The sequence below is a fragment of the Kribbella flavida DSM 17836 genome (genome assembly GCF_000024345.1).
GTDB classification, from domain to species: Bacteria; Actinomycetota; Actinomycetes; order Propionibacteriales; family Kribbellaceae; genus Kribbella; species Kribbella flavida.
The window spans coordinates 787807-813970 of record NC_013729.1 but is presented as its reverse complement, the minus strand read 5'-3'; the positions used below and the strand labels follow the sequence as shown (position 1 = coordinate 813970).

At 71.8% G+C, this 26164-nt stretch carries 18 protein-coding genes; 10 read left to right on the top strand and 8 right to left on the bottom strand.

The window, feature by feature from the left end; all coding sequences use genetic code 11:
• Positions 1-106: 106 nt before the first annotated feature.
• Genes eccCa through KFLA_RS35290 form a run of 3 tightly spaced genes read left to right on the top strand, consistent with a single transcriptional unit; the run spans position 107 to position 6189 of the window.
• Complete coding sequence (eccCa, locus tag KFLA_RS03790) at positions 107-4003, top strand: type VII secretion protein EccCa (RefSeq protein WP_237706718.1); 3897 nt, start codon at positions 107-109, stop codon at positions 4001-4003.
• A gap of 42 nt (positions 4004-4045) precedes the next feature.
• Entirely contained in the window at positions 4046-4459 is a 414-nt protein-coding gene (locus tag KFLA_RS03785) for a hypothetical protein (RefSeq protein ID WP_012918434.1), read from the top strand.
• Positions 4459-6189: a hypothetical protein gene (locus tag KFLA_RS35290; RefSeq protein WP_012918433.1), complete on the top strand. Its 1731-nt coding sequence runs from the start codon at positions 4459-4461 to the stop codon at positions 6187-6189. The genes KFLA_RS03785 and KFLA_RS35290 overlap by 1 nt, the downstream gene beginning before the upstream one ends.
• Positions 6190-6341: 152 nt before the next feature.
• On the opposite strand, the gene eccB is transcribed toward KFLA_RS35290, so the two are convergent.
• Positions 6342-7766: a type VII secretion protein EccB gene (eccB, locus tag KFLA_RS03775; RefSeq protein ID WP_012918432.1), complete on the bottom strand. Its 1425-nt coding sequence runs from the start codon at positions 7764-7766 to the stop codon at positions 6342-6344.
• 1 nt (position 7767) lies between these two features.
• Complete coding sequence (gene eccD / locus KFLA_RS03770) at positions 7768-9150, bottom strand: type VII secretion integral membrane protein EccD (protein ID WP_012918431.1); 1383 nt, start codon at positions 9148-9150, stop codon at positions 7768-7770.
• 240 nt (positions 9151-9390) lie between these two features.
• On the opposite strand from eccD, the gene KFLA_RS03765 reads away from it, so the two are divergent.
• The 3 genes from KFLA_RS03765 to KFLA_RS03755 are packed head-to-tail and all read left to right on the top strand — an operon-like array spanning position 9391 to position 11987.
• Positions 9391-10017 (top strand): hypothetical protein, encoded by a 627-nt coding sequence (locus KFLA_RS03765; protein ID WP_012918430.1) that lies wholly within the window; start codon positions 9391-9393, stop codon positions 10015-10017.
• The gene (locus KFLA_RS03760; RefSeq protein WP_012918429.1) at positions 10014-10601 is read left to right on the top strand and encodes a hypothetical protein; all 588 of its coding nucleotides are present in this window, start codon (positions 10014-10016) and stop codon (positions 10599-10601) included. Before KFLA_RS03765 ends, KFLA_RS03760 begins: the two co-directional genes overlap by 4 nt.
• A 12-nt stretch (positions 10602-10613) precedes the next feature.
• Positions 10614-11987 (top strand): protein kinase domain-containing protein, encoded by a 1374-nt coding sequence (locus tag KFLA_RS03755; RefSeq protein WP_012918428.1) that lies wholly within the window; start codon positions 10614-10616, stop codon positions 11985-11987.
• Positions 11988-12069: 82 nt separating this feature from the next.
• Here KFLA_RS03755 and KFLA_RS03750 read toward each other — a convergent pair whose 3' ends face one another.
• From KFLA_RS03750 to KFLA_RS03725, 6 genes are read right to left on the bottom strand one after another with little or no spacing between them, the layout of a single operon-like run.
• Entirely contained in the window at positions 12070-14175 is a 2106-nt protein-coding gene (locus KFLA_RS03750; RefSeq protein WP_041289132.1) for a transglutaminase TgpA family protein, read from the bottom strand.
• Complete coding sequence (locus KFLA_RS03745) at positions 14172-15308, bottom strand: DUF58 domain-containing protein (protein ID WP_012918426.1); 1137 nt, start codon at positions 15306-15308, stop codon at positions 14172-14174. Before KFLA_RS03745 ends, KFLA_RS03750 begins: the two co-directional genes overlap by 4 nt.
• A gap of 48 nt (positions 15309-15356) precedes the next feature.
• Entirely contained in the window at positions 15357-16319 is a 963-nt protein-coding gene (locus KFLA_RS03740; RefSeq protein ID WP_012918425.1) for an AAA family ATPase, read from the bottom strand.
• Complete coding sequence (locus KFLA_RS35285; RefSeq protein ID WP_012918424.1) at positions 16316-18670, bottom strand: fibronectin type III domain-containing protein; 2355 nt, start codon at positions 18668-18670, stop codon at positions 16316-16318. Before KFLA_RS35285 ends, KFLA_RS03740 begins: the two co-directional genes overlap by 4 nt.
• Positions 18671-18724: 54 nt before the next feature.
• On the bottom strand, positions 18725-19993 hold the full coding sequence (locus tag KFLA_RS03730; protein ID WP_012918423.1) for a sensor histidine kinase: 1269 nt from the start codon (positions 19991-19993) through the stop codon (positions 18725-18727).
• Positions 19990-20658: a response regulator transcription factor gene (locus KFLA_RS03725; protein WP_012918422.1), complete on the bottom strand. Its 669-nt coding sequence runs from the start codon at positions 20656-20658 to the stop codon at positions 19990-19992. Before KFLA_RS03725 ends, KFLA_RS03730 begins: the two co-directional genes overlap by 4 nt.
• A 53-nt stretch (positions 20659-20711) precedes the next feature.
• Between KFLA_RS03725 and KFLA_RS03720 the strand changes: the two genes are divergently transcribed.
• From KFLA_RS03720 to KFLA_RS03700, 4 genes are read left to right on the top strand one after another with little or no spacing between them, the layout of a single operon-like run.
• Complete coding sequence (locus KFLA_RS03720; protein WP_012918421.1) at positions 20712-22553, top strand: AfsR/SARP family transcriptional regulator; 1842 nt, start codon at positions 20712-20714, stop codon at positions 22551-22553.
• The gene (locus KFLA_RS03710) at positions 22550-23827 is read left to right on the top strand and encodes a hypothetical protein (RefSeq protein WP_012918420.1); all 1278 of its coding nucleotides are present in this window, start codon (positions 22550-22552) and stop codon (positions 23825-23827) included. Before KFLA_RS03720 ends, KFLA_RS03710 begins: the two co-directional genes overlap by 4 nt.
• Positions 23824-24471 carry a helix-turn-helix transcriptional regulator gene (locus KFLA_RS03705; RefSeq protein WP_049797254.1) on the top strand — a complete coding sequence of 216 codons (648 nt, stop codon included), beginning with the start codon at positions 23824-23826 and terminating at the stop codon, positions 24469-24471. Before KFLA_RS03710 ends, KFLA_RS03705 begins: the two co-directional genes overlap by 4 nt.
• Complete coding sequence (locus KFLA_RS03700; protein ID WP_012918419.1) at positions 24471-26108, top strand: right-handed parallel beta-helix repeat-containing protein; 1638 nt, start codon at positions 24471-24473, stop codon at positions 26106-26108. Before KFLA_RS03705 ends, KFLA_RS03700 begins: the two co-directional genes overlap by 1 nt.
• Positions 26109-26164: the final 56 nt, after the last annotated feature.

Here is a 26164-nt window from a genome sequence, read left to right as displayed (position 1 = left end):
GGTGATGATCGCGGCGGATCAACTCGGTGGGAGGTTCAGGATGGCGACGGTGGTGGTCCGGCGGCCGGCTCGGCGGCCAGGTCCCGATCTGCCAGGCGGTGAACTGTTGCTCGAGGCCCCTCCGGAGGTGCCCGAGCCCGGTGGCCGGCAGTGGACGCAGATGCTGATGGTGCTGCCGATGGTCGCGATGATGGGCGCGATGATGGTGATGTTCTCCGGCAGCATCGCCAGCACGCTGCGGTACGTCGTCTTCGGGCTCTTCGGTGTGGCGATGCTGGGCATGATCGCGGTCGCCGTGATGACTCGTTCCGGGACCGGCCGGGCGGAGATGGGGCAAGCCAGACGAACCTACCTGCGGCAGCTGGCCCAGCAACGGCTGCGGCTCAGCAGAATGATCGGCCGGCAGCGGGAGACATTGAGCTATGTTCACCCGCACCCGGGATCGCTGTGGGCGCTGGCGAACAGCTACCGGCTGTGGGAACGCCGTCCGGACGACACCGACTTCGGGGTGACGCGGGTCGGCACCGGCCCGCAAGGCCCGGCGGTGTCGATCGTGCCACCGGACACTCAGCCGCTGGAACGGCTGGAACCCCTGTCCGCCCTGGCGCTGCGCCGGTTCGTGTCGACGTACGCCACGGTGCCGGACCTGCCGCTCGCGATCGCTGTCACCGGCTTTGCCCGGATTCACCTGCCCGGAGACCCCGGACGGTCGGTGGCGCTCGTGCGGGCGATGGTGGCTCAACTCGCCACCTTGCAAGCACCGGACAACCTGCGGATCGCGATCTGCTCCGGTGCCGACCGGCAGGCGGAGTGGGACTGGGCCAAGTGGCTGCCGCACTGCCTCCACCCGGAGCGGGCCGACGCGCTGGGTCCGTTGCGTCTGATCGCCGGCTCGATCTCCGCGCTGGAGGCGATGCTCGACGACCTGCTGGCGAACCGGCCGCGGTTCGAGCCGGACGGTAACGGCCGGGTCAGCGGACCGCACCTGGTCGTCGTCCTGGACGGCGGCGACACCGACGGCTCCGACCACCTGCTGGCCGGCCCTGGACTGGAGGGCGTCACCGTCCTGGACCTGACCTTCCCACCGCCGCGCGCCATCGACCCGTCCGCGATCAGTCTCGAAGTCGATGCTGAAGGCAAACTCATGGCCGAGACGATGGAAGGAGAACAGTCGCTGGGGGTCGCGGACACGCTCGACCTGGGGACAGCGGAAGGGTTGGCTCGCCAGCTGGCACCGCTGCGCCTGACGGCGGGCTCGCAAGGCGAGCAGCCGCTCACCGCCGACCTCGGGCTCGCCGAACTGCTCGACCTGGGCGACCCTTACGACTTCGACCCCGACGACACCTGGCTGGCACGGCCGAGTCGCGATCGGCTACGGGTCCGGTTCGGGCTGCGCCCCGACGGACTGCCGATCGAGCTCGACCTGAAGGAGTCCGCCCAGGAGGGCATGGGACCGCACGGGCTGCTGATCGGCGCCACCGGCTCGGGCAAGAGTGAGCTCCTGCGGACGCTCGTTCTGGGGCTGGCCATCACCCATCCACCGCGATCGCTCAACTTCGCCCTGGTCGACTTCAAGGGTGGCGCCACCTTTGCCCGGCTCGACAAACTGCCGCACACCAGCGCGGTCATCACCAACCTGGCCGAGGAGCTGCACCTGGTCGACCGGATGGCGGACGCGATCAACGGCGAGCTGCTGCGCCGCCAGGAACTACTGCGTGCCGCCGGCAACTTCTCCTCGTTGCGCGACTACGAGAAGGCGCGGGCGGCGGGCGCCCCGTTGGCCGAGGTGCCGACCTTGTTCGTGATCTGTGACGAGTTCAGCGAGCTGCTCACCGCTCGGCCGGACTTCATCGACATGTTCGTCCAGATCGGCCGGGTCGGGCGCTCGCTCGGAGTGCACCTGCTGCTCGCGAGCCAACGGCTGGACGAAGGACGCCTGCGGGGTCTAGAAGCTCATCTGTCGTACCGGATCGGCCTGCGAACCTTCTCCGACATCGACAGTCGCGCCGTGCTCGGCGTGAACGACGCCTTTCACCTGCCGCGGGCACCCGGTCACGGTTTCCTGCGCGTCGGCACCGAGCAGATGGACCGGTTCCGCGCGGCCTACGTGTCCGGTGTGCACCGGCGACCAACGGGCGGCTTCACCGTGACGCCGGACAACTCCGTGGCGCTGCTGGACTACTCCAGCGCGTACGTCCCGCCGGTGATCGACGACCAGGCCGACGACCCGACGCCCGACCCGGACGGCGCCTTCGACGAGTCGGTCGGGGACAGTCTGCTGGACATCCTGGTCGACCGCTTCGAGGGAAAGGGCACGCCGGCCCACCAGATCTGGTTGCCTCCCCTGGAGACGGCACCGGCCCTGGGACCGTTGCTGCCCGGCCCCGACGGAGTGACCGGGGCGACGTCGCTGCGGCGCGGCCGGCTGGCGACCATCGCCGGTGTCGTCGACCGGCCGCTCGAGCAGCGCCGTGACCCGTTGCTGCTCGACCTGGCCGGCGGCGCCGGACACGTAGCGGTGGCGGGCGCACCGCAGAGCGGCAAGAGCACGACCCTCGTCACCGTGATCGCCGGGCTGGCGCTGACCCACACCCCGCGCGAGGTCCAGTTCTACTGCCTGGACTTCGGCGGCGGCCTGCTGGGCGCCGTCCGCGACCTGCCGCACGTCGGCGGCGTCGCCGGCCGGCAGGACGTCAACGCGGTCCGCCGGACCGTGATCGAGGCGCTCGGCATCATCGCTGAGCGGGAGAGGTTCTTCGCCCAAGCCGGGATCGACGGCATGGAGACCTATCGCGAGCAACGTCGCCGCGGCGAGCACGCGGACGCGCCGTACGGCGACGTGTTCGTCGTGGTGGACGGCTGGGCCACTATTCGCAACGACTTCGAGGACCTCGAACCGCTGCTGGCCGACATCGCCACGCGCGGACTGGCGTACGGCGTGCACCTCCTGCTCAGCGTTGCCCGATGGTTCGACCTTCGAACCAACGTGCGTGACCTGTGCGGGACGAAGCTCGAGCTGCGACTCGGCGACCCGACCGACTCGATGGTCGACCGCCGGACGGCGATCCTGGTGCCCGAGCACTCGCCCGGACGGGGCATCACCAGCACGAAGCACCACTTCCTGGTGGCGGCGCCGAGGTTACGCGAGCCGGCCGGCGAAGAGCGGCTCTCGGTCGGACTCGGTGAGCTCGTCCAGAGTGTGCGCGCCGCCTGGCCGCAGGAAGCGGCTCCGGAAGTCAAACTGCTGCCCACCGACGTCCCGTACGAAGCCGTGAACGGCGCAAGCTCACCGGAGACGGGACTCGCCGTAGGAGTGGCCGAACGCAGCCTCGAGCCGGTGCTGCTCGACCCGACGGCCAACCCCACGTTCATCCTGCTCGGCGACACCGGCTCGGGAAAGAGCGGATTCTTGCGCACACTGGCGAGCCGCATCCGGGAGACCTACACACCGGACCAGGCGCTCATGGTCGTCATCGACCATCGCCGGAGCCTGCTCGGCAGCGTCGAGGGTGACCACTTGATCGGTTACGGCAGCAATCACCAGGTCACCGCCGATCTGGTGACGAAGCTGGTGAACGTGCTCGAGCGACGCCTTCCCGGACCCGACGTCACCCCGAGGCAGCTCCGGGACCGGTCGTGGTGGCAGGGGCCCGACCTGTTCGTGCTGATCGACGACCACGACCTGGTCGCCTCATCGGACAACCACCCGCTGCTGCCGCTGCTCCCGTTCATCCCGCAGGCCGCCGACATCGGGCTGCGGATCTTCACCGCTCGGCGAACCGGGGGCGCCATGCGGGGATTGTTCGAGCCGGTCCTGGCTCGGATCCGCGACGTCGGCTCGCCAGGACTGATGCTGTCCGGCAGCCGGGACGAAGGACCGCTGCTGGGCGGCCTGCGGGCACAGCCGATGCCCCCAGGCCGTGGCTACCTGCTGAACCGGCAGGGCACCACCCAGCTCGTCCAACTCACCCATCCACCGTCGGACGAACAATCGGCCGGCTGACACCACGGCGGGGCCACCACCCGCCCCTGAGAAGGAGAACCGATGACCGCAGGAGACATCCATGTCGAACAGCTCGACGGCTTCGACTTTGCCGGCCGGGACCTGGAGAACATCACGAGCGTCTTCAGCACCGCGATGACGGCAGCCGGCAACAATTCCGCCTCACCCGCCGCAGGGGGAATGATGCAGGAAGGAGAGGAGTTCATGCGGCAGGAGCGTCAGGCCAGGGACCTGCTGGCCCAGTACATGACCAAGGTCAAGAACGGTCTGGGCGGCTACGGGACGGCGGTCGAAGCGTTGGGACAGGAGCACGACAAGCTGACTCAGCTGACCACTCGGCAGATGCAGACGCTGCTGCGTCCCCAGGAAGGACCGGTGCCGCTGGACCCCGCGTTCGACTGGCGACGTGCCCTGACGGCTCAGTCGTCCGAGGGCGCTGAGCGAGGTGGTCAGTGATGGCGCCGAGACAGTACCCCTACGACGCCGCGGCTACGGCTGCAGTGCTGATCGTCGACCTTCAGACAGCGATGAACGACATCGACGCCACGGCACAAGCGGAACGTGCACTCGAGTCCCCACTGCGCACGTCGGCGGAGATGTGGCAGAAGTCGCGGGATGCGATCGACGGTGTGATTGCCTCCTTCCCCACCGTGGCCGGCAACGTGCTGAGCATCTGGAGAAGTCGGGTGGAGTCCGAGACCTTCCGGACGGCGACCGCTGCCACCACGCAGTCGCTCGTCGACTCGCACAGCAGCATCGGCGGAGAGGCCAACGCCCGCAACTCCGGCAGCGGCATACCGCAAACGCTCGTCCTGCTCGCCGATCTGTTGCGCGATGTGGCGGGCCGGAGCACCGCCGTCAAGACCGCTCTCGATGCCGCCGTCGAACAGTTCAACCAGCACTGGGATTCGATGCCGACGATGATGACTGCAAAGGCCGCCTCCGAGCAAGCCGACGCCAGGCGGGCCGACGAGGTGAAGTTCGTCAACCAGTGGCGGGAGACCGTGGTCGGCGTCGGCAAGAACCTGAACATCGTGGCCACGACGTACCAGGTGTCCGGGCCGCAACTGGTGGCCGCCGCGCAAGGGCTGAAGTGGGCCGGACCCGCTGGCGAGAGCTCCCCTTCGACATCCATGCCTCGTTCGACCGGCGGGCCGGCAATGTCGTCCAGCGGTCCGACCGACCTGGCCGGCGGGCCGGCGGGCGGGCCGAGTGCGGTGGACGGCGGAGGGCCGGCCGAAGCTGCCGGCGGACCGACCGAAGCTGCTGGCGGGCCGACGGGCGGCGCAGGTGACCCGGCAGCAGCCGAGGGCGGTCCGGCCGGGGGTGCGGGTGGCCCTGGATCCGCCGGAGGAGCGCCAACAGGACCGGGCGGAACCGGCCTCGCCGGGACCGGCACACTACCGAAGCCACCGACCTCGTTGCCGCCGGGTTCCTTGCCACCGGGCTCCCTGCCCGGTTCGTTGCCCGGGGGGTTCCCGCCGGGCGGGCTGCCGGTGGGTGGGATTCCGCTGCCGCCGGTCGGCACCGGGACCGGTTCGAGCGCGGCGAAGGGAATCGGCGCGGGCGACCAGCTGAAGGTGCCGGGAGCAACTGGTCTCAGTGGCGGCGGACTCGCGGGCCGCGGGCTGAGTGGCGGCGGCCTGGGTGGTGGCGGGCTGAGTGGCGGCGGGCTGAGTGGCGGCGGGCTGAGTGGCGGCGGGCTGAAGGGCAGCGATCTGACCGGCGGCAGGCCCGGTGGAGACCCCTCCGTCGGCGATCGGCCCATCCCGCGGGCAAGCGAGCCGCTGACCGCGCCTCAGCAGCAGGCAACGGGCCGCGCGCCCGCAGCGCCGACCGGCATCGGAACGGGGGCACCGGCAGCACCGGTCACCGCCGGCGGCGCCCCGCCGATGATGCCGCCGGGGGCGGCGGCCGCGGCCCCCGGCGGAGGTCGCGGTGGCAAGGCGGCAACCGGGGCGGTGCGGCCGCTTGCCCGCGGGCGTAACCGTCAGGCGGGCGAGACGCCCGGCATCCCGGCCGGACTGCGTGGCCGCTCGTCGGAGCAGGCGTTCACGGCACCGACGCGCCGGCGGCCGGAACGCGATCCGCAGGCCGAGACGCTGCAGCTGCTCGACGAAGAGCTGTGGCAGGTCGAGGAGCCGGAGGCGGCCGCACCGAAGCGAGCTCGCCGCCTGGTCACCTGACGCCGCCGCCGGCCGATCCGCCTGGCCGGTGACACATCACAGGGCCCGGCTCGGACGAACTTCCGAGCCGGGCCCTCTCACGTCCGGGCTTGCCACTAAGACCGGTCGGCGTGACGGTAGGAGCTGGCCTTCTTGGGCCGGGGCGGGAGCAGTCAGACGGTCGGGCGGCTTGCTGCTACCGGGTCGAGGCCCGGGCCCTGAGGAATGCGGGCGACCAGTGCCGACGGGATGCGTACGGGCTGGACACCGTTGTAGCCCAACGTGTCGAGCACCTTCGGATCGGACAGCGGGTAGGCGCGACCCAGGTCGGTGACCACCGAGACCGTGCCGGCGGGTGCCTGGTCCGACAACATCGCCTCGACCACCACCGCCGTCCCGGGCGGAACCAGGATCCGGTCGGCCAGCGCGGTTCCGAGTGCGCTACGCCGGGTCGTCAGCGTCGCGGGGTCACGAGCCGGCAGGGTGGCGTCGACGGACACCACCGGCAGCCGCCGGCCGGGTGGAAAGGTCGCACACACGATCCCGAGGCCGTCCCGAGGCGCGACGAACTCCGGCCGCGTGCGCGGCGCTTCACCTTCGCCGGTGACGGTGGAGGGCAGGACCGCCTGGCCGACCGACAGCAGGCCGAGCTCGATGGCGGTCGGCGCCTTGCCGCCGTACGCCACGGCGAGCGGCCGGTACGCGCGCTGAATGTCGAACTGCAGCTGTGAGATGGGCTGCAGCCGGTCCTTCAGGGCCAGGTAGTGCTGTGTTCCGCCGCCGGAGGTACGCACGACGAACAACTGCCCCACCAACGTCCCCGGGCGGTCCGGCACCGCCCTTGACGCCCGGCCGAGATGAGTGGGCCGGATCGGCGCGATCGGCCGGCCGTCCGGCAGCGCGGCGACGAACGCCGCGCCCACGCGGGCCCAGGGCTCGGATCCGAGTGCGAGTCCGACCGTGGTGGTGTCGGACTTCTGGATCCGGTGGCGGTAGCCCTTGCTGATCAGGTACTGGTCCCCGGTCTCCATCACCTCGACCAGCATGGCCCGGTCGTCCAGGGGCGTCTCGGCAGCCGGACCGTGACCGACCAGCAGCACCGATTCGCCGGCCTGGGCGCCGCTTGGATCCAGTACCGGTTCCGAGCACAGCGTCCAGCCTCCGGGCAGCAGCCGGTTCCGCGGCGGCAGCGCGTCGGGCGCGTCCTCGATGCCGATCCGCGGTCCCCGCGGCACGCCGGTCAGCGATCGCTGCGACACCTGGCGCGTCGGCCCTTTCTTGCCCAACGCAAGCAAAGCCGAGACATAGTTGGCCACCGGGTGGAGATGCCCGTCGACGTACACGTAGCGGGTGCCGGTCTCCTTCTCGACGACCACCACGTCCCCGGATCGCCATGCCTTGCTGCCACCGGGCACGATCACGCCGTACACACCGGCGATCACCAGGGCCAGGACGACGACGGCGACGCTGCCGAACGCGGACGCCATCGGGCGCTTGAACGGCGGCTGCTCGGGGTCGGCCTCACGGGTCACCAGCGCGGAGATCATCCGCTGGACAGAGAACTGGTGCGACTGCAGCTGGTCCTTCCGGGTTGCCATCTCAGCCGCCCCAGCCCCGGACCACGCCGTACAGACCAAGGACCGCGGCGGCCACCGGTATCAGCGCGAGGACAACCAGCACCTCGATGATCTCCGCGCACCGGCCGAGGTACGGACTGGCAGGCCGGGCGCTGTAGCGCAGAGCCAGGAAGATCGCCGCAGTGGCGAGCAGCAGGAGCAGTGGGACGATCGTCGGGACCGGATCGTCGGTGATTCTCGTCAGCGGGCCGAGCACCAGGGCGGCCGCCCCGACGAGGCCCGGACTCAGTAGCAGTAGTCGCTGCCGCACGACCGGATAGAGGCGTGCCCGGAGCAGGCAGCCTGCCGTCACCAAGCAGGCCATGATGGTCGCCGACCGAGTACCCGCCAGCACGAGTAGCACCTGGCAGGTGCACAGCACGACTGACAGTCCGAGCAGCATGCCGGTGAGCAGGCCGTCCGCGCGAACCACCGCGCTGTAGACCACCTTGCGTGCCGGTTGCGGATCGTCGCGCACCAGGTCGGCCGTGGTCCTGGGAAGGATCGGCGTCGGCAGCCGCCCGAGCCGGATGGCCAGCGACGCGAGCAGGGGCGAGAAGACGAGTCCGACCGAGCCCGTGATCGCGGCGACGTCGGCGCCGTCCAGCGCGTTCGAGGTACCGATCCAGCCCGCAGCGATGACGAGAACGCCGAGGCTGGCCGCTCCGGCGAACAGGGTCGCGCCGTCGACCACACCCACGTAGCAAGCAGCGCCGACCAGCAGCAGCCCCGCACCGGCCGCGAGGAACTGTGGTGCGCCGACCGCCGGCCACATGGCGTCGCCGGCGAGCATCAGCCCACACCCCAGGGCAACGAACGGCAAGGCAGCGCCGCCCACGACCACACCGGCTCCGGCGTCCCCGACCACTCTCGCCAGAACCACGGCGACCGCCGTCAGCAGGACCGCGGTGATCAGCAGCCATCCCGCCGGCTCCGGCCAGGGAGCGCCCAGTCGGAGAACGCTGATCAGGACGACGAGCAGTGCAGCCACGGCCGAGATCAGACCCCACAGGCGGGTGTGCCACGCCGACCAGGCGGCGCCGAGCCGGCTCGACCCGGTGGCGATCGCGTCCACCAGGTCGTCGTACTCCAGTTCGGGCCACTCCAACCGGCTGGGCACGAGGTGGAGAATCTCGCCGTCCCTGATCCGGTGCGACCCGAGACTGCGCCCGAGAACCAGTTGAGCGCCGTCGGCACGGCGCAGTACCCAGCCGCCTTGCGCGACGCCCTCATCAGCGAGGTGCTCGCCCGCCTTCGTCAGGAGACCGGGCAGGACCTCTGCCACCGAGGCGTGTTCGGGCAGCGCGAGGTCCAGCCGGCGCTGCGGCGTGGCGATGGTGACTCGAAGCAGTCCGCTGATGTTCATCTGCCGCCTTTCTTGCTTTCCACGCCCACACTGTCCGCGCCATGTCCCGGACGTACGGCGCGATGACCTCTTGCGGTCACTCTCCCTCCGCAGCGCCGGACCGATGTTGGACGCCCGCTGGACTGGATCCAGACCACCGCGACAGCTTCCTGCCGAACGGCTCGGCGGTGGCCGTTACGCGGCTACGGTTCGACGAACCGCCCGAACCGCCCGAACGGCCCACGACGGAGGAGGTCCCTGGTGACCGCTGAGCCCTTGCTGCTGCCCGTGGGACACGATCTCGGCGCACTGCAGCCGGACGCGGCAGCCGCCCGAAGGCGGCAACAGCTCCGGGTGGGTGTCGAGCTGATCGAGCTCGCGGACCAGGACTTCGCGGTGTGGTTGCTGGCGCACGGGGTGGACAGTGATGATCGACCGACCCGAACGAGCGTCACCGCGTCGGCAGCGGCGCTGGGGTTGGATGCCGAGCAGGTCGATGCGGCAGTGCAGCGCTTCGTAGGTGTCGGGTTGCTGGTCGAGGTCGATCCGGCTGGGGAGTCTGCTGTCGTCTTCGCGCAGGAGCATCGGCTGGTTCCGTTGATGCATGGGCTGGGGCCTGATCCGGAGCAACCTTGGATGCAGACGATCGGGCTGCTGAACCAGCCGGTCGTGCAGGTGTCCACTGCGCTGTACGACGTGTGGGCGTGGTCGCAGTTGGCGCCGCAGTTGTGGACCGGGTGTCATGACGCGGCGATCGTGGCGGAGAAGGCCGGAGTGACGGACCCCGCGGAGACCGACCCGCGGCAGGTGCTCACCGGCGTACTGCGGAACGTGCATGCCCTGCTCTGCGTGCGGGCGGCGTACCTCGATCGGCGGGTGGCGCGATGAACGTCTTCCCGATCGGCCACTACTCGGGTCTGCGGCCTGGTGACGAGCCGGTGCACGTGGTCCGGGTGGGGTGGCACCAGCATCGGTTGAGCGAGGACGCGTTCGGGGTGTGGGTCCTGGCGCATGGAATGACTCAGACCGGTAAAGGGCGGTGGACCACGGCGGAAGTGGCTGAGCTGGCTCAGCAGGCGGGCCTCGGGCAACCGGACAACCACCTCGACGAGTTGCTGGCCCTCGGCGCGCTCGCACTCGTGCCGGACGAGTCCGCCGAGGCGATCGACTTCGCCCGCAAGCACCGGATGGACGTGTTGTTCGTGGGGCTGGGCAACACCGCCGAGCGCCCGGACGAGCACGCGGTCGGCGTACCAGGGCTCGGGACGGCCGCTGTGCTGGATCCGGACTGCTACGAGCTGTGGCAGTGGGGGTCGGTGGCGCCGACCCTGTGGCACAGCTGCGAGGTGCGGGCGACCGTGACGGCGGAGCTCGGTCAGACGCTCGAGCCCGTGGACGCGCTGGCCGAGATCCTCGGGGACTTGCGGTTCCTGGTGGCGCACGGGTGCGCGTATCTCGACGTCGTGGGCTGAGCGGGTGCGAAGATGACGGTGATGGCGGAGATCTCGGTCGAGCAGTTGGTGCCGCGGGCTACTGGTCCGGTGGCTTCGGTGTATCTGTTGGCGCCTGCTGCCGCGGGTGGGCGGACGACGGTGCTGAAGGTGTACCCGCAGCCGCTGGATCGGCGGACGTTCAACGCGGTCGAGGTGGAGCAGGCGAAGTTGGCGGGGTTGCGGTCGGCGGCGTCGATCGTGCTGGCGGAGTCGCTGGACGAGCTGCCGGACGGGCGGACCGGGGTGCGGGCGGAGTTCTGTCCGCAGGCGTTGCCGGAGCTGGTGGCCGAGGGGCCGCTGCCGATCGGTGACGTGGTGGTGCTCGGGCAGATCCTGTGCTCGGTGCTGGCCGAGGCGCACGAGCTGGGCGTCGTGCACGGCGGCGTGACGCCGCACAACGTGGTGGAGCGGGCCAGTGGTCAGCCGGCGCTCGCGGACTTCGGGCTGGCGTTGCGGCTCCGGTTCCCGCGGGACCTGACGGCCGAGGCGGCGTACACGGCGCCTGAAGTGCTGCGCGACGGCGAGCTGTCGCCGCAGGCGGACGTCTACGGGCTGGGTGCGGTGCTGTACCTTGCGCTGACCGGGCAGCCGCCGTTCCCGTTGCGGACCGGCGAGACACCGGAGGACGTCGTACTGCGGGTGCTGCGCGAGCCGGTTCCGGAGGTGGCGGGGCGGGACGTGCCGCCGGCGTTGACCGCGGTGCTGGAGCGGATGATGGCCAAGGAGCCCGACGACCGGCCGGAAGCCGTTGAGGCGCTGGCCGTGTTCGAGGCGCTGCTGGCCGCGCCGGACGAGCCGCAGGCCGACGAGGTGGACTTCGACGACTTCCGGGACGAGCTGGCGGCTGCCCGGCTGACCCAGCACCACTACGTCCAGGCCGCGCCGCGGACGGCACCACGACCGGTCGCCGCGGTGCAGGCGCGGACAACGTGGAAGCCTTCCAAGGGAACGCTGATCGGCCTCGGCGCCGCTCTCGCGGTCGCGGCAGTGCTGGTGGTCGTCCTGGTGCCGTGGGGTTCGCCGCCCGACAAGACACCGGCCGGCCAGATCCCCACCTTGCAGACGCCGGTGACCCCGACTCACACGATCACCAGTGCGGTGCAGGTGCAACTGAAGCCGCCGCAGGACCGTGGTACGTCGGTTGTGCTGGAGTGGAGCAGCTCCAAGCCACTGACCTACGTCGTCAATGTCGCGTTGCAGGGCGGCGGCGAGGCGGAGAGGATCTACCGCGGGACCGGCACCACGACGACCGTGGCCGTCACCCCGGGCCTCAAGTACTGCTTCGAGGTCATGGCGTCGGAGGGAACAGCGGTGTACATCAGCGCGCCCCAACCGTTGCGCGGAGCAACCTGCCGTCGTCGCTAGGGCGCGTTGATCAGCTCCCTGCAGTCGCGAGCAGGTGCCGTGCCGGGTGCCGCGCAGCACGCAGGGAGTTGATCAACACGCCCTAGAACAGACTGCGGGGCTCCAACGCTGCCTGCAACCGGTCCAGCCACGGGCGCGACCGCAGCCCCCGGCGTACTTCACGGACGCCGGCCCAGGCCTGCTTGCTGATCTCGGGCCCGACCGCTCCCCCGGACCACAGGGCTCGGTCGACGCTGCTCGCCACCACGGCCAGCCCGGCGTTCGCTCGGGCATCGGTGACGTCGGCGGCCGCTACTGCGAGGTCGCGGACCGTCATGCCCGGGCTGACTGGCACTCCGTGGTCCCGGAGCCGGTCGCGGACCTCTGCCCACGCTCCGACCACTGCTGCATCGCCCGGTCGGCGTCTGCGTCGCACCGCCCGCAGGGACTTCAGCAGCGGCACACCGGCCAGCCACAACACCAGCAGGCCCGCGGAGACCAGGAAGATGCCGAGCACCGGTACGTCGAGGCCGTCCCAACTGCTCTTGTCCTCGCCTGCGGCCGGTGGCGCCACCTCCGGGTCCTCGATCTCGTTGACCGGTGGGACCGCGGCGCGGGCCTGGTCGGTGACTTCGGCCTCCGTCCCGGCGGTCGCCTTCGTGCCGGCCGTCGCCTGGCCGGCCGGGTCCAGGGGCCACCAGCCGACGCCGTCGACCGCCACCTCCGGCCATGCGAACGCGTTGCCGTTGCGGACCGTGTACCAGCCGTCCGCGTCGGGCTCGGCCGGGGCACGGAACCCGACCACCAGCCGGGCCGGGATGCCGTTGGCCCGCGCCAGGACGACGTACGCCGCGGCGAACTGCTCACTCGTCCCCGGCTCGTTGTCGAGCAGGAACCGCCGCAGCTGCGGCCAGCCGTGACCGGTCGGCAACGGCTCGGTCGTGGCCAGCGAGTACCGCTTCCGCAGGAACGACTCCAGCGCCAGCGCTGTCGCAAAGGTGGCGCGCCGATCGGCCAGCGCCTCCGTCGCAAGGGCGGCCACCTCGTTCGGAATGGCGCCGAGCTCACCGAGCTGAGGTTGCGGGTCGACGCCGGCCTGCACGAGCAGGTTGGCGTCGACCGTGGGCTTCGACCAGGTCAGCTCGTAGCGCTCCGGCATCTCCCGCGTCACCAGCGTCCCGCCGACCGGCTCGACCTGCGGGTCGACGGCGCCGCGGACGGATGAGGGCAACGCCTGCCCGGGCAGCCAGGGGCCGGACAGGTTCTTCGGCTCGACCACCGCCTGCTGCGTGGTCACGCCGACGCGGACGTCGGGCCCTGGCTCCAGATCCGAGCCGAGGCGCAGTACCGGGTGATCGGTGCTCCAGTTGGATCCGTCGAACTGGTCCAGGGCGACCTGACGCCACCGGGTGACCGGAGCGGGCGACTGGTAGCGGAAGACGACGGTGCCGGCGTTGTTCGGAGTGAGACGGCTTGCCAGCTCGTCCAGCGGGTTGGTCTGCCGGGTGACGGGCGCCGCAGCGCTCTGCAGCTGCTGCAGCGTGTACGGCGTACGCCCGGCGGGGTCGAACGCTGTCAGGACGGCAGAACCGACAACTGCCACCGCGGTGAGCACCACCGCCGCCACCAGGGGCGCGAACGACCGAGACGCTCGTCGCTGCGTGTCCGGAGCCAGCACAGCCGCCAGCACCAGTCCATAGCCGAAGGCAACCAGGACCGCAGCCGCCCCGTCCAGCGCGATGTAGAGCTGGCCCACTCCGGCCACCAAGAGTCCCGGTAGGACCGCCACCAGCGGTGGCGCCCGGTCGAGCAGCTCCACGGCGAGCAGGCACGCCAGCAGCACCAGCAGCGGGACGAAAACTATTAGGTCCGGCTCCGGGCGCGCCGGCCAGGTGGACTCCAGCGTCGACCGCCAAGCGGTCAGCCCTCGGCCCAGCGCCCGCAGCGACTCGGCAGTCGGTACACCGAACGCCGTCGTGCCTCGCAGCACGGTCTCCACCACAGCAAGCAGGCCGACCAGCACCACAAGAAGTGGCCGCCACGCGGCGACACCCGCTCGCAGCCGGCAGAGCTCGGTGACGGCGTACACGGCCGCCCCCACGACCAGGACCGGCAGCAGGAGGGCAGTGACACCGAAGACAGGGGCGAAGCACAGACCGCCGAGCACGGCGCCCGCCAGCACTGCGAGCGTCCTGCGCCGGCTGCTCACTGGATCACCCCGCTCCACTGCTGCAGAGCCTCCGGTGCGTCCGCTGCCAGGATGACGCGCGCGCCGAGGATCGGAGCGACACCGTGCACCGGTCCGATCCCCAGCACGGTCACCGAGCTGTACCGGACCAGCAGCGGCGCGAGGTCACTCGCCGTGCCCCGGGCGCCGGTGACGACCACGATCGCGCCACCACTGGACGGACCGGTGGTCAGCGCGCTCGGCAGCAACGCCACCCGGTCTTCGGTCTGCTCCACCAGGCACAGCTCGTCCAGGAACCTGCGTGACGCCAGCGGACCGCCGGGGGCGGCCAGGTCGCTTCCGGCCGAGGTCAGCAACCGGCACCGGTGGCCCGCCATCGACGCCGCGAACAGGATCGAGGCGGCGACCTCGACCGCTTCCTCGAAGGTTGCCGGCGGCAAAGACTCGGTGCGGGTGTCCAGCAGGACGGTGAGCCGCGGCTGGTCCGGGTCGACGAAGTCGCGCACCATCAGCTGGCCGGTCCGCGCGGTCGCCTTCCAGTGCAGGTGCCGCACCTCGTCGCCGACGACGTACGGGCGGACGTCGCGCAGATCGGCCGAGCCGCGGAGCGAGTCGTCGGCGGTGCGGCCGACGTGGTGATGTCTGGGCCGGCCGGCAACCACGGTCCGGGTCGGGTGCCGCTTGGGATGCACCCACAGCGTCGCGGTCTCGCCGGTCGCGAGCCGGTTGTGGGCCAGCCCGAGCGGGTCGCTGCGCTCCAGCACCAACGGGCCTACCTCGAGCCGGCCGCGCCGGACGGTCGGCAGCTCGTACCGGTACGTCGCCTCGCCGTCCGGGCCGAGCCGGCGGATCCGGACGTGCTGCCGCTCCGCGCCGGCCGAGTCGTGAGCGGCGAAGCCGGGCTGCCACCGGGTGCCGGTGTTGCGCACGCGCAGGGTCGCCAGGGCCGGGCGTCCCCGCTCGACCCGGTCCGGTGACAGGCCTCGCTGGACGTCGACGTGCGGACGGCGGACGGTCAGGAAGGTTGCTGCCAGCAACGCTCCGAGCCCGATGCCGGCCATCGCCCGGAACAGGGCGTACCCGGCCAGCTCACCGAGCAGGTACGCCGCCGCGGACCCGGCCAGGACGGCGATACCGCGCCCGGTCAGCCGCATCGTTCACCCTGGCCGCGTCGTTGGGTCATCGGCTCGCCTCGCCGGGGATCAGCTCGCGCCCACGCTGGCGGTGGGAGCCGGGGTGGCGGCGAGGACCTCGTCGACCACCGAGGACGGCGGCCGCTGGCTGAGCTCGGCGTCGGGCGTGAGCACGAGCCGGTGGGCGAGCACCGGCTGGGCCACCTGCTTGACGTCGTCCGGCGTGGTGAACGCCCGGCCGTCGGTCGCCGCGTACGCCCGGGCGGCCCGGACCAGGGCGATACTGCCGCGCGGGCTCGCGCCGTACCGGACGGCGGTGTGCTCGCGGGTGGCGGCGACCAGCTTCACGGCGTACGAGCTGATCGCGGGGTCGACGTGCACCGAGCGCACGGCCGCGATCGCGTTGCGCAGGGCCGGTACGTCGATCACCGGGCTGAGCGAGTCGGGGCCGATCCGGCCGGTGTCGCCGAGCACGATCCGGACCTCGGCGTCGTGGTCGGGGTAGCCGACCGCGATGCGCATCAGGAAGCGGTCCAGCTGCGCCTCGGGCAGCCGGTAGGTGCCCTCCATCTCGATCGGGTTCTGGGTGCCGATCACCAGGAACGGGTCCGGCACCGCCCGGGTCACCGAGTCGACCGTGACCCGGCGCTCGGCCATCACCTCGAGCAGCGCGGACTGCGTCTTCGGCGTGCCCCGGTTGATCTCGTCGGCGACCACCACGTTGGCGAAGATGCCGCCGGGGTGGAACTCGAACGTCTCGTTGCCCTGGTGGTAGACCATCACGCCGGTGATGTCGCCGGGCAGCAGGTCGGGGGTGAACTGGATCCGGTTCCAGCTCGCGTCGATGCTGCGCGCGATGCACCGGGCCAGCGTGGTCTTGCCCAGGCCGGGCACGTCCTCGATCAGCAGATGCCCCTCGGCGAACAGCGCGGTCAGCGCGAGCCGGACCACCTCGGGCTTGCCGTGCATCACCCGCTGCAGGTTGTCGGCCACCAGCCGGTAGGCCTCGCCGGGCGGGATGGTCGCGCTCATCTGCTACCCCAGTTGAACTTGTTGGAAGTGATCTTCTCGCCGTCCGGTCCGGTCGCGACGACCCAGACCTGCTGGCCGGATGCGTCAGTGGCGAACCGGTCGTCGATCAGGATGCTGCCGTCCGCTTCGGTCCTCAGGTCAGCGCCGCCGTTCGACGGCTGCCACTTGGTCGTGTAGGGCACAAACTCGTACTCCGTGTTCGGCTTCAGACCGGTCCCGACGATCCGGATGTAGGCGCAGCCCGGCGGCTCACACGCGTCGTCACCGGAGCCGTGGCTGGTGGACGCGCCCCGCGACGCGGTCAGCCGCGGCTCGATCACCCCGCTGCCCAGCTTGATCGACTTGGCCACAGCCCGTCCGTAGATCTGGCGGCCGGAGCTGTCGGTGGTGACCGCCCGCACGCTGACCCGGTACGTCGTGCCGTTCTTCAAGCCGGTGATCGTGTGCCGGGTGCTGGTCACCCGCGTACTGGTCACTGCGGTCTCGACCTGGTAGCCCAGCAGCCGGTTGCCCTGCAGGTCCGGCCGGCTCCAGCTCACGGCGATCCTCGCGTCGCCACCGGTCAGCTGAAGATTCCCCGGGGCATCCGCGGCACCGCCGGTCGGCACGAGCCGGCTGGTGCTGCTGGCCGGGCCGGTGCCCACCCGGTTCACCGCGCGGACGGTGACGGTGTAGCCGGTTCCGTTGGTGAGGCCGGTGACAGTGAAGCTGCGCGCCGAGGCGGACAGGGTCCGGCTGCCCCCTGCCCAGGACACCACGTACTGCGTGACGGCGGCTCCGTTGGCCGCGGCCGCCTCCCAGTTCACGCGGACGGAGCTCTCACCCGCACTGCCGGAGACCGCTCGGGGCGCACCCGGCCGGCTCGCCTGTACAGCCGGCTTGACCGGTGGCGTTGTCGGCCGCTTCGGCTTGCCGCTGGGCCGCTCGGTGGTGGCGTCGCCGCCCGGCCGGTCCTGCGGCCGGTTGGTCGGCCGGTCCTGCGGCGGCCGGTTGGTCTGCTCCGGTGGATCCGGCCGCTGAGTCGTGGTGGTCGGTGGGCTGGGCTTCACCGGCGGCGGGCTCGGCTTCACCGGCGGTGGGCTGGGCTTCACCGGCGGTGTGCTCGGGCGCTGGGTCGGCTTGGACGACGGCCGGTCGCCCGGCGTCGGGTCGCCGCCCGGCTTGGCCGGCCGGTCCGCGGCGTTGGTGTCGACCGCGGTGACGTCGCCGGTGTCGTCGACGACCATCACCTGCTCGCCGGAGCGGCCCGCGACGTACAGCCGGGCGTCGCCGCCGCGGTACAGCCCGGTCTTGGCCTTCGGGTCGACCTTGGCCTGTTTGGTCGGCGGCGGGATCCGCCGGAAGGACGTCTCCGTCCCGTTGCGGTCGAGCGTGACGAGGGAGTCGGTGCTGTCGTCGATCAGCGCGAGGCTCGCGCCGGTCGAGGCGATCCGCTCGTACCGGCCCTTGCGCAGCGGCTTGCGGACCGGTTCCGGGTCCGGCTTGCCGGTGGTCAGCTCGCTGGTGCCGACCAGGTGCAGCACGTTGCGCTGCGGGTCGACGATGGCCAGCCGCCCGCCCACGTCGTTCGCCGCGACGATCGCGCTGCTCGGCAGGTCGGCGACCGGGAGCGGGACCTGACGGCCCAGGCCGCCCTCGTCGACGGCGGCCACCTCCCGGGCAGTGGTGTCCACGAAGACGACCTGGTCCTCACCGAGCACCGACAGGGCGCCGCCGTGCCCGGCCGGCACCTTCGCCGGGCAGGCCAGCCGGTCCGCGTCCAGCGGCAGCAGGCAGAGCTGGCCGTTGTCCGAGCGGTGCACCCAGACCGTGCCGTCCGACGTCACCACCGGCGCCCCCAGCGGTACGCCGACCGCCGCCACCGCCGGGTGGTCGTCGAACCGGACGATCCGCCCGGCCTGCCGGTAGATCGCGAACGCCGCGCCGCCGCCCTCCAGCCCGACCGGCAACTCGTTCGCCGGGGCGGGCTGCGGGTCGGCCACCTCCAGCGTCGACTTGCCGAACTCGAAGGTGCGGCCCTCGGCCAGCACGTAGCCGTTCTCGTCGGACTCGACCACCTGGGTGCCCGGGCCGGCGTCCGGCAGCGGGATCTGCTGATCGACGTTCTTGGTGCTGCCGTTGACGTGGAAGATCTTGCCGAGCGTCGCGTTGTAGACGTAGCGGCCGGACTGGCTGAACTCGACGCCGGGCGCGGCACTGCCCGCGCCGGCCACCGCGACCCCGGTCACCGCGACGCAACCGGCCACGACCGCGGCCAGCGCGGCGCGCGGCCGCCACACCTCGGAACGACGGGTCGGCTCGCCTGTCTCACGCTCGGTGAGGCGGCGGCGCATCTGCGTGAACGGCTTCACACCTGGAAGGCTAGGCGAGCCGTGGTCCAGGGCCAATCCAGATCCGGTCCAGTCTCAGCGATCGGCCCCGTCCGGCGGCGCGGCCACCGGCAGCGAGAACTCGAAGATCGCGCCGCCCTCCTCGCCGTTGTAGACCTTCAGGTCGCCGCCGTGGGACAGCGCCACCCACCGGACGATGGACAACCCGAGGCCGGACGAGCCGCCGCCGCTGTGGAACCGCTCGAACATCTCCTCCCCGCGCGCCAGGTCCACCCCCGGGCCCTGGTCGGCCACCGTGACCCGGCCGTCGGCGACGGTCACTGTCACGACCGCCTGCCCGTTCGGCCCACGGCCGTGCCGCAGGGCGTTGCTGAACAGGTTGCCGATCGCCCGCATCACCAGCGAGGGGTCGGCCCGCACCATCGTCGGCACCGTCACCACCGAGACCTGGGCGGACCCCGCTGGGGTGTCCTCGACCACTCCGGCCACCAACTGGTCCAGCCAGACCAGCTGCATCGACAGCTGCTCGACACCGGCGGCCAGGCGGGCCCGGACCAGCAGCCCGTCGATGATGTCACCCATCCGCCCGGCCAGCCGCACCGTGCGCGGCAGGAGCTCAGCCCGCTGCTCCGGGTCCTGCGCCGCCGCCTCCGCCAGCGCCCGGAGTGCCGCGACCGGCGTACGGAGGTCGTGGGCGGTATCGGCGAGCAGTCCCTCCTGCTGCTCCAGCGCGGCCATGGCCGGCCGGATCGCTCGACCGGACAACCAGTAGCCGAGCAACGCGGCCGCGGCGATCAGCACGGCACAGCTGGCCAGCACAGTGAGCACCAGGTTGCGGTGCTGGGCCGCTTCGTCGGCGGTGTCGTCCCACGCGACCACCGCCCCGGCGTACCGCTGGCTGGAGTCCTTGAACGGCAGCGCGAGCATCCGTACGTCGCGGCCGTTGGTCGCCTCGCGGTCAGCGCGGACGCGGTTGCCGCTGGAGACGGCCTCGGTGGCGACCTGGTCCAGCACCGCCTGGTCGACCGGTGCGCAGACCCGGCCGCTGTGACTGGGCGGGAACGACGTCGCACCGCCGGGCAGCACCACGAACGACGGGCAGCGGTCGTACAGCGGGTCCCGGGACAGCTGGTCCAGGCCGAGGGTGTTGTCGTCGCGAATCAGCCGCACCATGGCCTCGGTGACCAGGTCGAGCTCGTGGTTGACCCGGTCGTCGGTGCGGGTGCCGTTCAGCACGATGAGCAGCGGCGCGAGCACGACCAGGCCGAGCGTGTTCATCACGGTGAAGAGCACGGTCAGCCGCCAGCGCAACCGGCGCAGCCGCTCGACCGACCGGCCCCTCATCCCGCGGTCCTGACCAGCCGGTACCCCTGGCCGCGCACGGCGTGCACCAGCTCCGGCCGGCGCAGCTTGGTCCGCAGCCGCTTGATCGTCACGTCCACCACGTTGGACATCGGGTCGGCCGCCGAGTCCCAGCAGTGCTCGATCAGCTCGGACCTGGACACCACGTGCTCGGCTCGGCTCATCAGGTACTCGAGCACCGAGAACTCCTTCGCTGTCAGCGTGAGCAACACACCGGCCCGGCGTACCTCCCGGCGCCCGGTGTCCAGCTCGACGTCGTCGTACCGCAGGACCGGTGGCCGTCCGGTGCCGGCCCGGCGGCACAGGCTGAGCACGCGAGCGGTCAGCTCGGCCACCGCGAACGGCTTGACCAGGTAGTCGTCGCCGCCGTGCTCGAAGCCTTCCACCCGGTCGGCCAGCGTGTCCCGGGCCGTCAGGAACAGGACAGGGACCGCCCAACCCTCCCGGCGCCTGGTCCGCACGTACCCGACCGAGTCGCCGTCGGGCAGCATCCGGTCGAACACCACGCAGTCGTAGGAGTTCACGAACAGCGCCTCGTCCGCGGCCGCGATGTCGGCGGCGCTGTCCACCGCCAGCGCCGCCGACCGCAACCCGGCCGAGACCGCCACCCGGAGGTCCTCGTCGTCCTCTACCACCAGTACGCGCACTCGGGGCCTCACGTGTCATCGAAATGTCATCGTCGACACGGATCGTATGTGTCATGAACGGTCACGCAGCGCACACACCGGCCCGGCTCGCCTTCCGCGTGCTCGGTCCGCTGGAGGTGGACGGCCCGGACGGCCGGCCGCTCGACCTGTGCGGCGGCAAACCGGCGACGGTGCTCACGCTCCTGCTGCTGCACCGCAACGCCTGGGTCAGCACCGACCAGCTGATCGAGGCCGTCTGGTCCGGGCTCGACGCCCCCGCCTCCGCCCAGCGCAACCTGAAGACCTACGTCTGGCAGCTGCGCCGGGCCTTGCCGGACGAGCGGATCGAGAGCCGGCCCGGCGCGTACCGCGTCCGCGTGCTGCCCGGAGAGCTCGACGCGGACGAGGCGGCCTCGCTGGCCGACTCCGCCCACAAACTGCTCACCGCGGACCGACCCTGCTCCGCGCAGGCGGCGGAGGAGGCGGCCCAGCTGGTCGAGCACGCGCTCGGACTGTGGCGCGGATGCCCGTACGACGGACTGACCGGGGACGCCACGTCAGCGGTCGACCGGCTCACCGAGCTGCACCGGACGCTGCGAGAGGACCTCGCTGACGCGCACCTGGCCCTCGGCCGGTCGGCCGACGCGATCGCACTGCTCCGGGCGCTGACCGACGAGGACCCGTTGCGCGAGCTGGCCTGGACCCGGCTGATGGCCGCGCTCTGGCAGACCGGGCGCCGGCACGACGCGCTGGCGGCGTACCAGCGGGCTCGCGGTGTGCTGATCCGGGACCTGGGCATCGAGCCCGGGGCTGAGCTCACTGCGCTGCATCACCAGATCCTGACCTCGGACGTCACCCCGGCTCCGCAGCCGATCGCCGTGCAGGCGATCACCGCTGACCCAGAGCCCCTCGACGCCACCTACAGCGATCTTCCGCCGCGGACCGCGGGCTTCGTCGGCCGCGCCGCCGACCTTGCCGCCGTTCGGGACGCGGTCAGCCCGGAACGGATGACCGTCGTGGCGGTCGAGGGACTGGCCGGGATCGGCAAGAGCGCTTTCGCGGTGGAGGCCGCCGCCCGGATCAAGGGCGTCGAGTGGAAGCACCACGTCGACCTGCGCGCGCACCGGGACGGGCCGGTCAGCCCCTTCGAGGCGCTCGGCGTGCTGCTCCAGGCCGACCGGCCCGAGACGTCGTTGCCGACAGCAACTGCGGCGCGAACTGCGCTCTGGCGCTCACACGGCCGGCCGGTGCTGCTGGTGCTGGACGACGTCGCCGACGCGGAGCAGGTGCACCAGCTGCTACCCAACGCCCCGGGCTCGCTCGTCATCGTGACCAGCCGCAACCGCCTCGCCGGTCTGGACTGCGACGTTCTCATCACCCTCGATCCGCTGCGCGCCGAGGAGGCGGAGCAGTTGACCGACAGCGCGCAGGTACTCCGCTGGAGTGCGGGCCACCCGGCCGCACTGCGCCGCCTCAGCGACTCCCTGCGGAGCCGCCGGCCGTGGACCGCCGCCCGGCTGGCCACCCGCTTGGACGACCAGACCACCCGCTACCGCGAGCTGGCGACGGTGCACGCGCAGCTGGACCCGACGTACGAATCGCTCCCGGCGCAGACCCGCAGGTTCTACCGCCTGCTCAGCCTGACGCCGCAGTTCGACGTACGCCGGGCAGCTCAGCTGACCGGCTTGGCCCAAGCTGAGGTGGAGCAGCAGATCGACGAGCTGATGGACCGGTACCTCCTCTCCGAACCCGCACCGGGTCGGTTCGAGCTGCATGTGGTCGTGCGGGACCACGCACACCGCTTGGCGCTGGCCACTGAGTCGCACGACGACCTGCTGGCCGCTGCACAGCGAGTACGGATCAGCCACCGAGCTGCGCTGGAACTGGTCGCTCCTGACGATCCGAGGGTGGCATGAGGCCCTCGGCCGCGGCTGCAGCTGCTCCTGGGCAGCCGGCCGCCTACGCGTCGACGGCTCCCGCCGTACCGCAGGCAACAACCATCGGTACGCCGGTCACCCGCACCGCCGCGGTCCAGCAGCGCCCGACGGCCAGGCCGAACGTGGTCAAGACGGCATCGGTTGCGCCCGCGGCAACACGGTCGTACCTGGTCGAGCAGCCGCCGAGGTCCGCACCGCCGGTCCCGGACAAGGTGCGGCTTCCGGAGCGCGAGATCCGGGTCGGCCAGGTCGTGTGCTGGCAACTCGTGGTCGTCGCGGTCGCGGCCGCCACTGCGGGCTCTCGGCTGACTCTGGTGCTGACCAGCCTCGGTGCGATCACGCTGGTGCTGCTCACCGCCGTACGAGTTCGCGGGCTCTGGCTGTACCGCTGGGTCGGGGTGCTGCTGGGCTTCTTGGCCCGTCGCCGCCGCGCCGACCTCGGCAACGACACCGCGCTGAACCTGGTCAGCCTCCTGTGCGGCCAGACCACGACGGACACCTTGGTCATCCGCGAGCAGCCGTACGGCGTACTGAGCCACCCGCGGGGAGTCTCCGTCGTCCTGCGGGTTGGTACCGACGCGCAGCAGGCGCTGCTGCCCCAGCTGACCGATCTGACCGCGTCCGCCGACGAGCAGCCGGTCGGCGTCGCCGTACAGCTCGTGCTGCACACCGGGCTCAAGCAGAGCCGCCAGTCCCGGGCATGGATCGCTGTCAGCGCTGACCGGTCACCGGAGCTCCCCACCGACGAGCAGGTGCGCCAGGTGCTGGCCAACGCCAGCCGACGGCTCGTACGCCGCTTCGACCGCGAGCAGGTCGAGTACTTGCCGCTGGACGAGCCCGACGCCCTGGCCTCGATCGGTGCCCTGGCCCACACCAACGCCGGCCGCGGTCAGCTTCGGGAGCGCTGGTCCTGCTGGACCGCAGGCCCTGTCCTGCAGGTCACCCTCCGGCTCAGCGGATTCGCGGCCATCAACAGGCCGGCCGCACAGGCCTTGGTCGACACCCTGCTCGGTACTGCGACCGGCTGCGCGCACACCCTCGCCATCACCGTCACCGCGCCGGCTGACGGCCCAGAACCCACCCAGCACGACGCCGTACTGCGAGTCGCCGCCTCACATCCGGCCACACTCGACGCGGCGGTCACCGTGCTCACCACCCTGGCTCGCTCCTACGGAGTGGTGCCCGAACGCCTCGACGGGCGGCACGCGACCGGTGTCGCCGCCACGCTACCTCTGGGGGTCCCTCTCTCATGACTGTCACCGTGCTGAACCGCCCCGCCGGCTTCCACCACGTGCCCGCCCAGGACGGCATCGCCGCGCTGCTGGCCGAGGCCCGCGACGAGGTCATCGCGATGAGCAACCTGACCCCGGCCGGGCCGGCGTTCGGGCCGCGCGACGTCCGGTCCGGCCTGCGCTACCGGGCGATCTACCCGGACACCGCCCGAACCGCCCCGGGGCAGAGCCGCCACCTCGGCGCGCTGTCCGCGGCCGGCGTGGCCGTCCGGACGCTGCCGCACGTCCCCCTGAACGCGCTGATCATCGACGGCGCGGTCGCTGTCCTGCCCGCCGACAGCTCGAACGGGAGCGTCGCGGTGCTGCGGCTGAGCAGCGTCGTCGCCACGGCGACCGAGCTGTTCGAGCGGGTCTGGCCGGACGCCGTACCGCTGACGGACAGCGACCTGCCGAGCGACGCCGACCTGGACGCGCGGAACCGGGAGATGCTCCGGCTGCTCGCGCTGGGCGTCACCGACGAGGTCGCGGCGGCCCAACTCGGCTGCTCGGTGCGGACGGTACGCCGGATGGTCTCGCAGATCATGGGCCGGCTGGGCGCCCGCAGCCGGTTCCAGGCGGGTGTCAAGGCGGCCGACCGGGGCTGGCTGCTGGACCGGGCCAGCTGATGCGGGTCCTGACCGTCGCGGCTGACCGCCCCGGCGCCTACTCGACCATCGGCTCGGCCCTGCTGGACGCACCCGACGGAGCCGTCGTGGCGATCGCCGCGGGGACGTACGCGGAGACGCTCGAGCTGAGCGGGCGGTCCGTCACGCTGCAGGCCGAAGCGGGCGCGACCGTCGTACTGGACGGTGACGGCGCGGACTGGCCTACCCTGCGCGCCGTCGACGGCGCGCTGACCCTGCGTGGCCTCGAGGTCCGGGCCGGCGACAACCTGGCCGTCTCGGTCGACCGGACCGCGCTCACCGTCGAGCAGTGCGAGATCCGCAGCCGGACCCGGCCGGCGATCAGCGTGCACGCCAGTACGACGTTCACCGTGGACCGGTGCACGGTGGCGGGCGCCGAGACCGGCATCGTGGTGGAGGGAGCCGGCGGCCGGATCCTCGACACGGTCGTCCGCGACGTCGCCGGCGACGGCATCGTCGTTGCCCTGGGCTCCGATCCGCTGATCCGCGGCTGCACGGTGACGGGCTGCGGCGGCCGCGGCATCTACGTCTACCAGTACAGCCGGCCCGAGCTGACCGACACCACCGTCTCCCGGACCGGAACCGACGGAATCGGCGTCGCCCACGGCAGTACGCCGACCATCCGGCGGGTGACCGTCCAGGACACCCGCGGCGCCGGCATCGCGTTCACCCCGGGCTGCGGCGGCGTGGTCGAGGGCTGCCGGACCGACAACACCGGGCTGCCGGGCCTGGTGATTCCCGACGGCGCCGACGTCCAGGTGACCGAGCAGGCCTCGGTGCGGCCGGCGGAGAGCGGCGGGCCGCTGGAGGACCTGCTCGGCGAACTGGACGAGATGGTCGGGCTGCCCGGCGTGAAGGCCGAGGTGCACGCGCTGGTCGACGAGATCCAGGTGAACGAGTGGCGGCGGGCGGCCGGGCTGTCGATCGGTGCCGTCAGCCACCATCTGATCTTCGCCGGGGCGCCCGGCACCGGAAAGACCACCGTCGCGCGGCTGTACGGCAAGCTGCTCAAGGCGCTCGGGGTGCTGCCGCACGGCGAGTTCACCGAGGTGTCGCGCCGCGACCTGGTCGGCCAGTACGTCGGGCACACCGCGGAGAAGACCGCGACGGTGTTCGAGAAGTCGCTCGGCGGGGTGCTGTTCATCGACGAGGCGTACACGCTGTCCCGCTCGGCCGGCACCGGCGGCGACTTCGGCCAGGAGGCGATCGACGCGCTGGTCAAGCTGATGGAGGACCACCGCGACGAGATCGCGATCATCGTGGCCGGCTACACCACCGAGATGGACGACTTCCTGGCCGCCAACCCCGGCCTGGCCTCGCGGTTCTCCAAGACGATCGAGTTCGAGAACTACTCGGCCGAGGAACTGCTGCTGATCACCGGCCGGATGGTGGCCGGCGGCGACTACCTGCTCGACCCGGCCGCCGGTGAGCCACTCACCGCGTACTTCGACCGGATCGCCCACGGCGCGAACTTCGGCAACGCCCGCGAGGCCCGCCGCTTGGTCGAGGCCATGCGCAAGGCCCAGTCCCAGCGCCTGCGCGCCCTCGGCCGCATGCCCACGACAGAGGAACTCCGCTCCCTGCTCGCCAGCGACGTCGTGTCGGCCGCCGGACACTAGGCGGGCTTGCCCGAGGAGGCATCGGCAAGGCAGTGGCGACCCGGGCACCCGGGGGT

Coding starts and splice junctions, on each gene's coding strand:
- KFLA_RS03710 (WP_012918420.1), top strand. CDS start 22,550: ATGAGGCCCTCGGCCGCGGCTGCAGCTGCTCCTGGGCAGCCGGCCGCC.
- KFLA_RS35290 (WP_012918433.1), top strand. CDS start 4,459: ATGGCGCCGAGACAGTACCCCTACGACGCCGCGGCTACGGCTGCAGTG.
- KFLA_RS03705 (WP_049797254.1), top strand. CDS start 23,824: ATGACTGTCACCGTGCTGAACCGCCCCGCCGGCTTCCACCACGTGCCC.
- KFLA_RS03785 (WP_012918434.1), top strand. CDS start 4,046: ATGACCGCAGGAGACATCCATGTCGAACAGCTCGACGGCTTCGACTTT.
- eccD (WP_012918431.1), bottom strand. CDS start 9,150: ATGAACATCAGCGGACTGCTTCGAGTCACCATCGCCACGCCGCAGCGC.
- KFLA_RS03700 (WP_012918419.1), top strand. CDS start 24,471: ATGCGGGTCCTGACCGTCGCGGCTGACCGCCCCGGCGCCTACTCGACC.
- KFLA_RS03720 (WP_012918421.1), top strand. CDS start 20,712: ATGAACGGTCACGCAGCGCACACACCGGCCCGGCTCGCCTTCCGCGTG.
- KFLA_RS03740 (WP_012918425.1), bottom strand. CDS start 16,319: ATGAGCGCGACCATCCCGCCCGGCGAGGCCTACCGGCTGGTGGCCGAC.
- eccB (WP_012918432.1), bottom strand. CDS start 7,766: ATGGCAACCCGGAAGGACCAGCTGCAGTCGCACCAGTTCTCTGTCCAG.
- KFLA_RS03760 (WP_012918429.1), top strand. CDS start 10,014: ATGAACGTCTTCCCGATCGGCCACTACTCGGGTCTGCGGCCTGGTGAC.
- KFLA_RS03745 (WP_012918426.1), bottom strand. CDS start 15,308: ATGCGGCTGACCGGGCGCGGTATCGCCGTCCTGGCCGGGTCCGCGGCG.
- KFLA_RS03730 (WP_012918423.1), bottom strand. CDS start 19,993: ATGAGGGGCCGGTCGGTCGAGCGGCTGCGCCGGTTGCGCTGGCGGCTG.
- KFLA_RS03755 (WP_012918428.1), top strand. CDS start 10,614: ATGACGGTGATGGCGGAGATCTCGGTCGAGCAGTTGGTGCCGCGGGCT.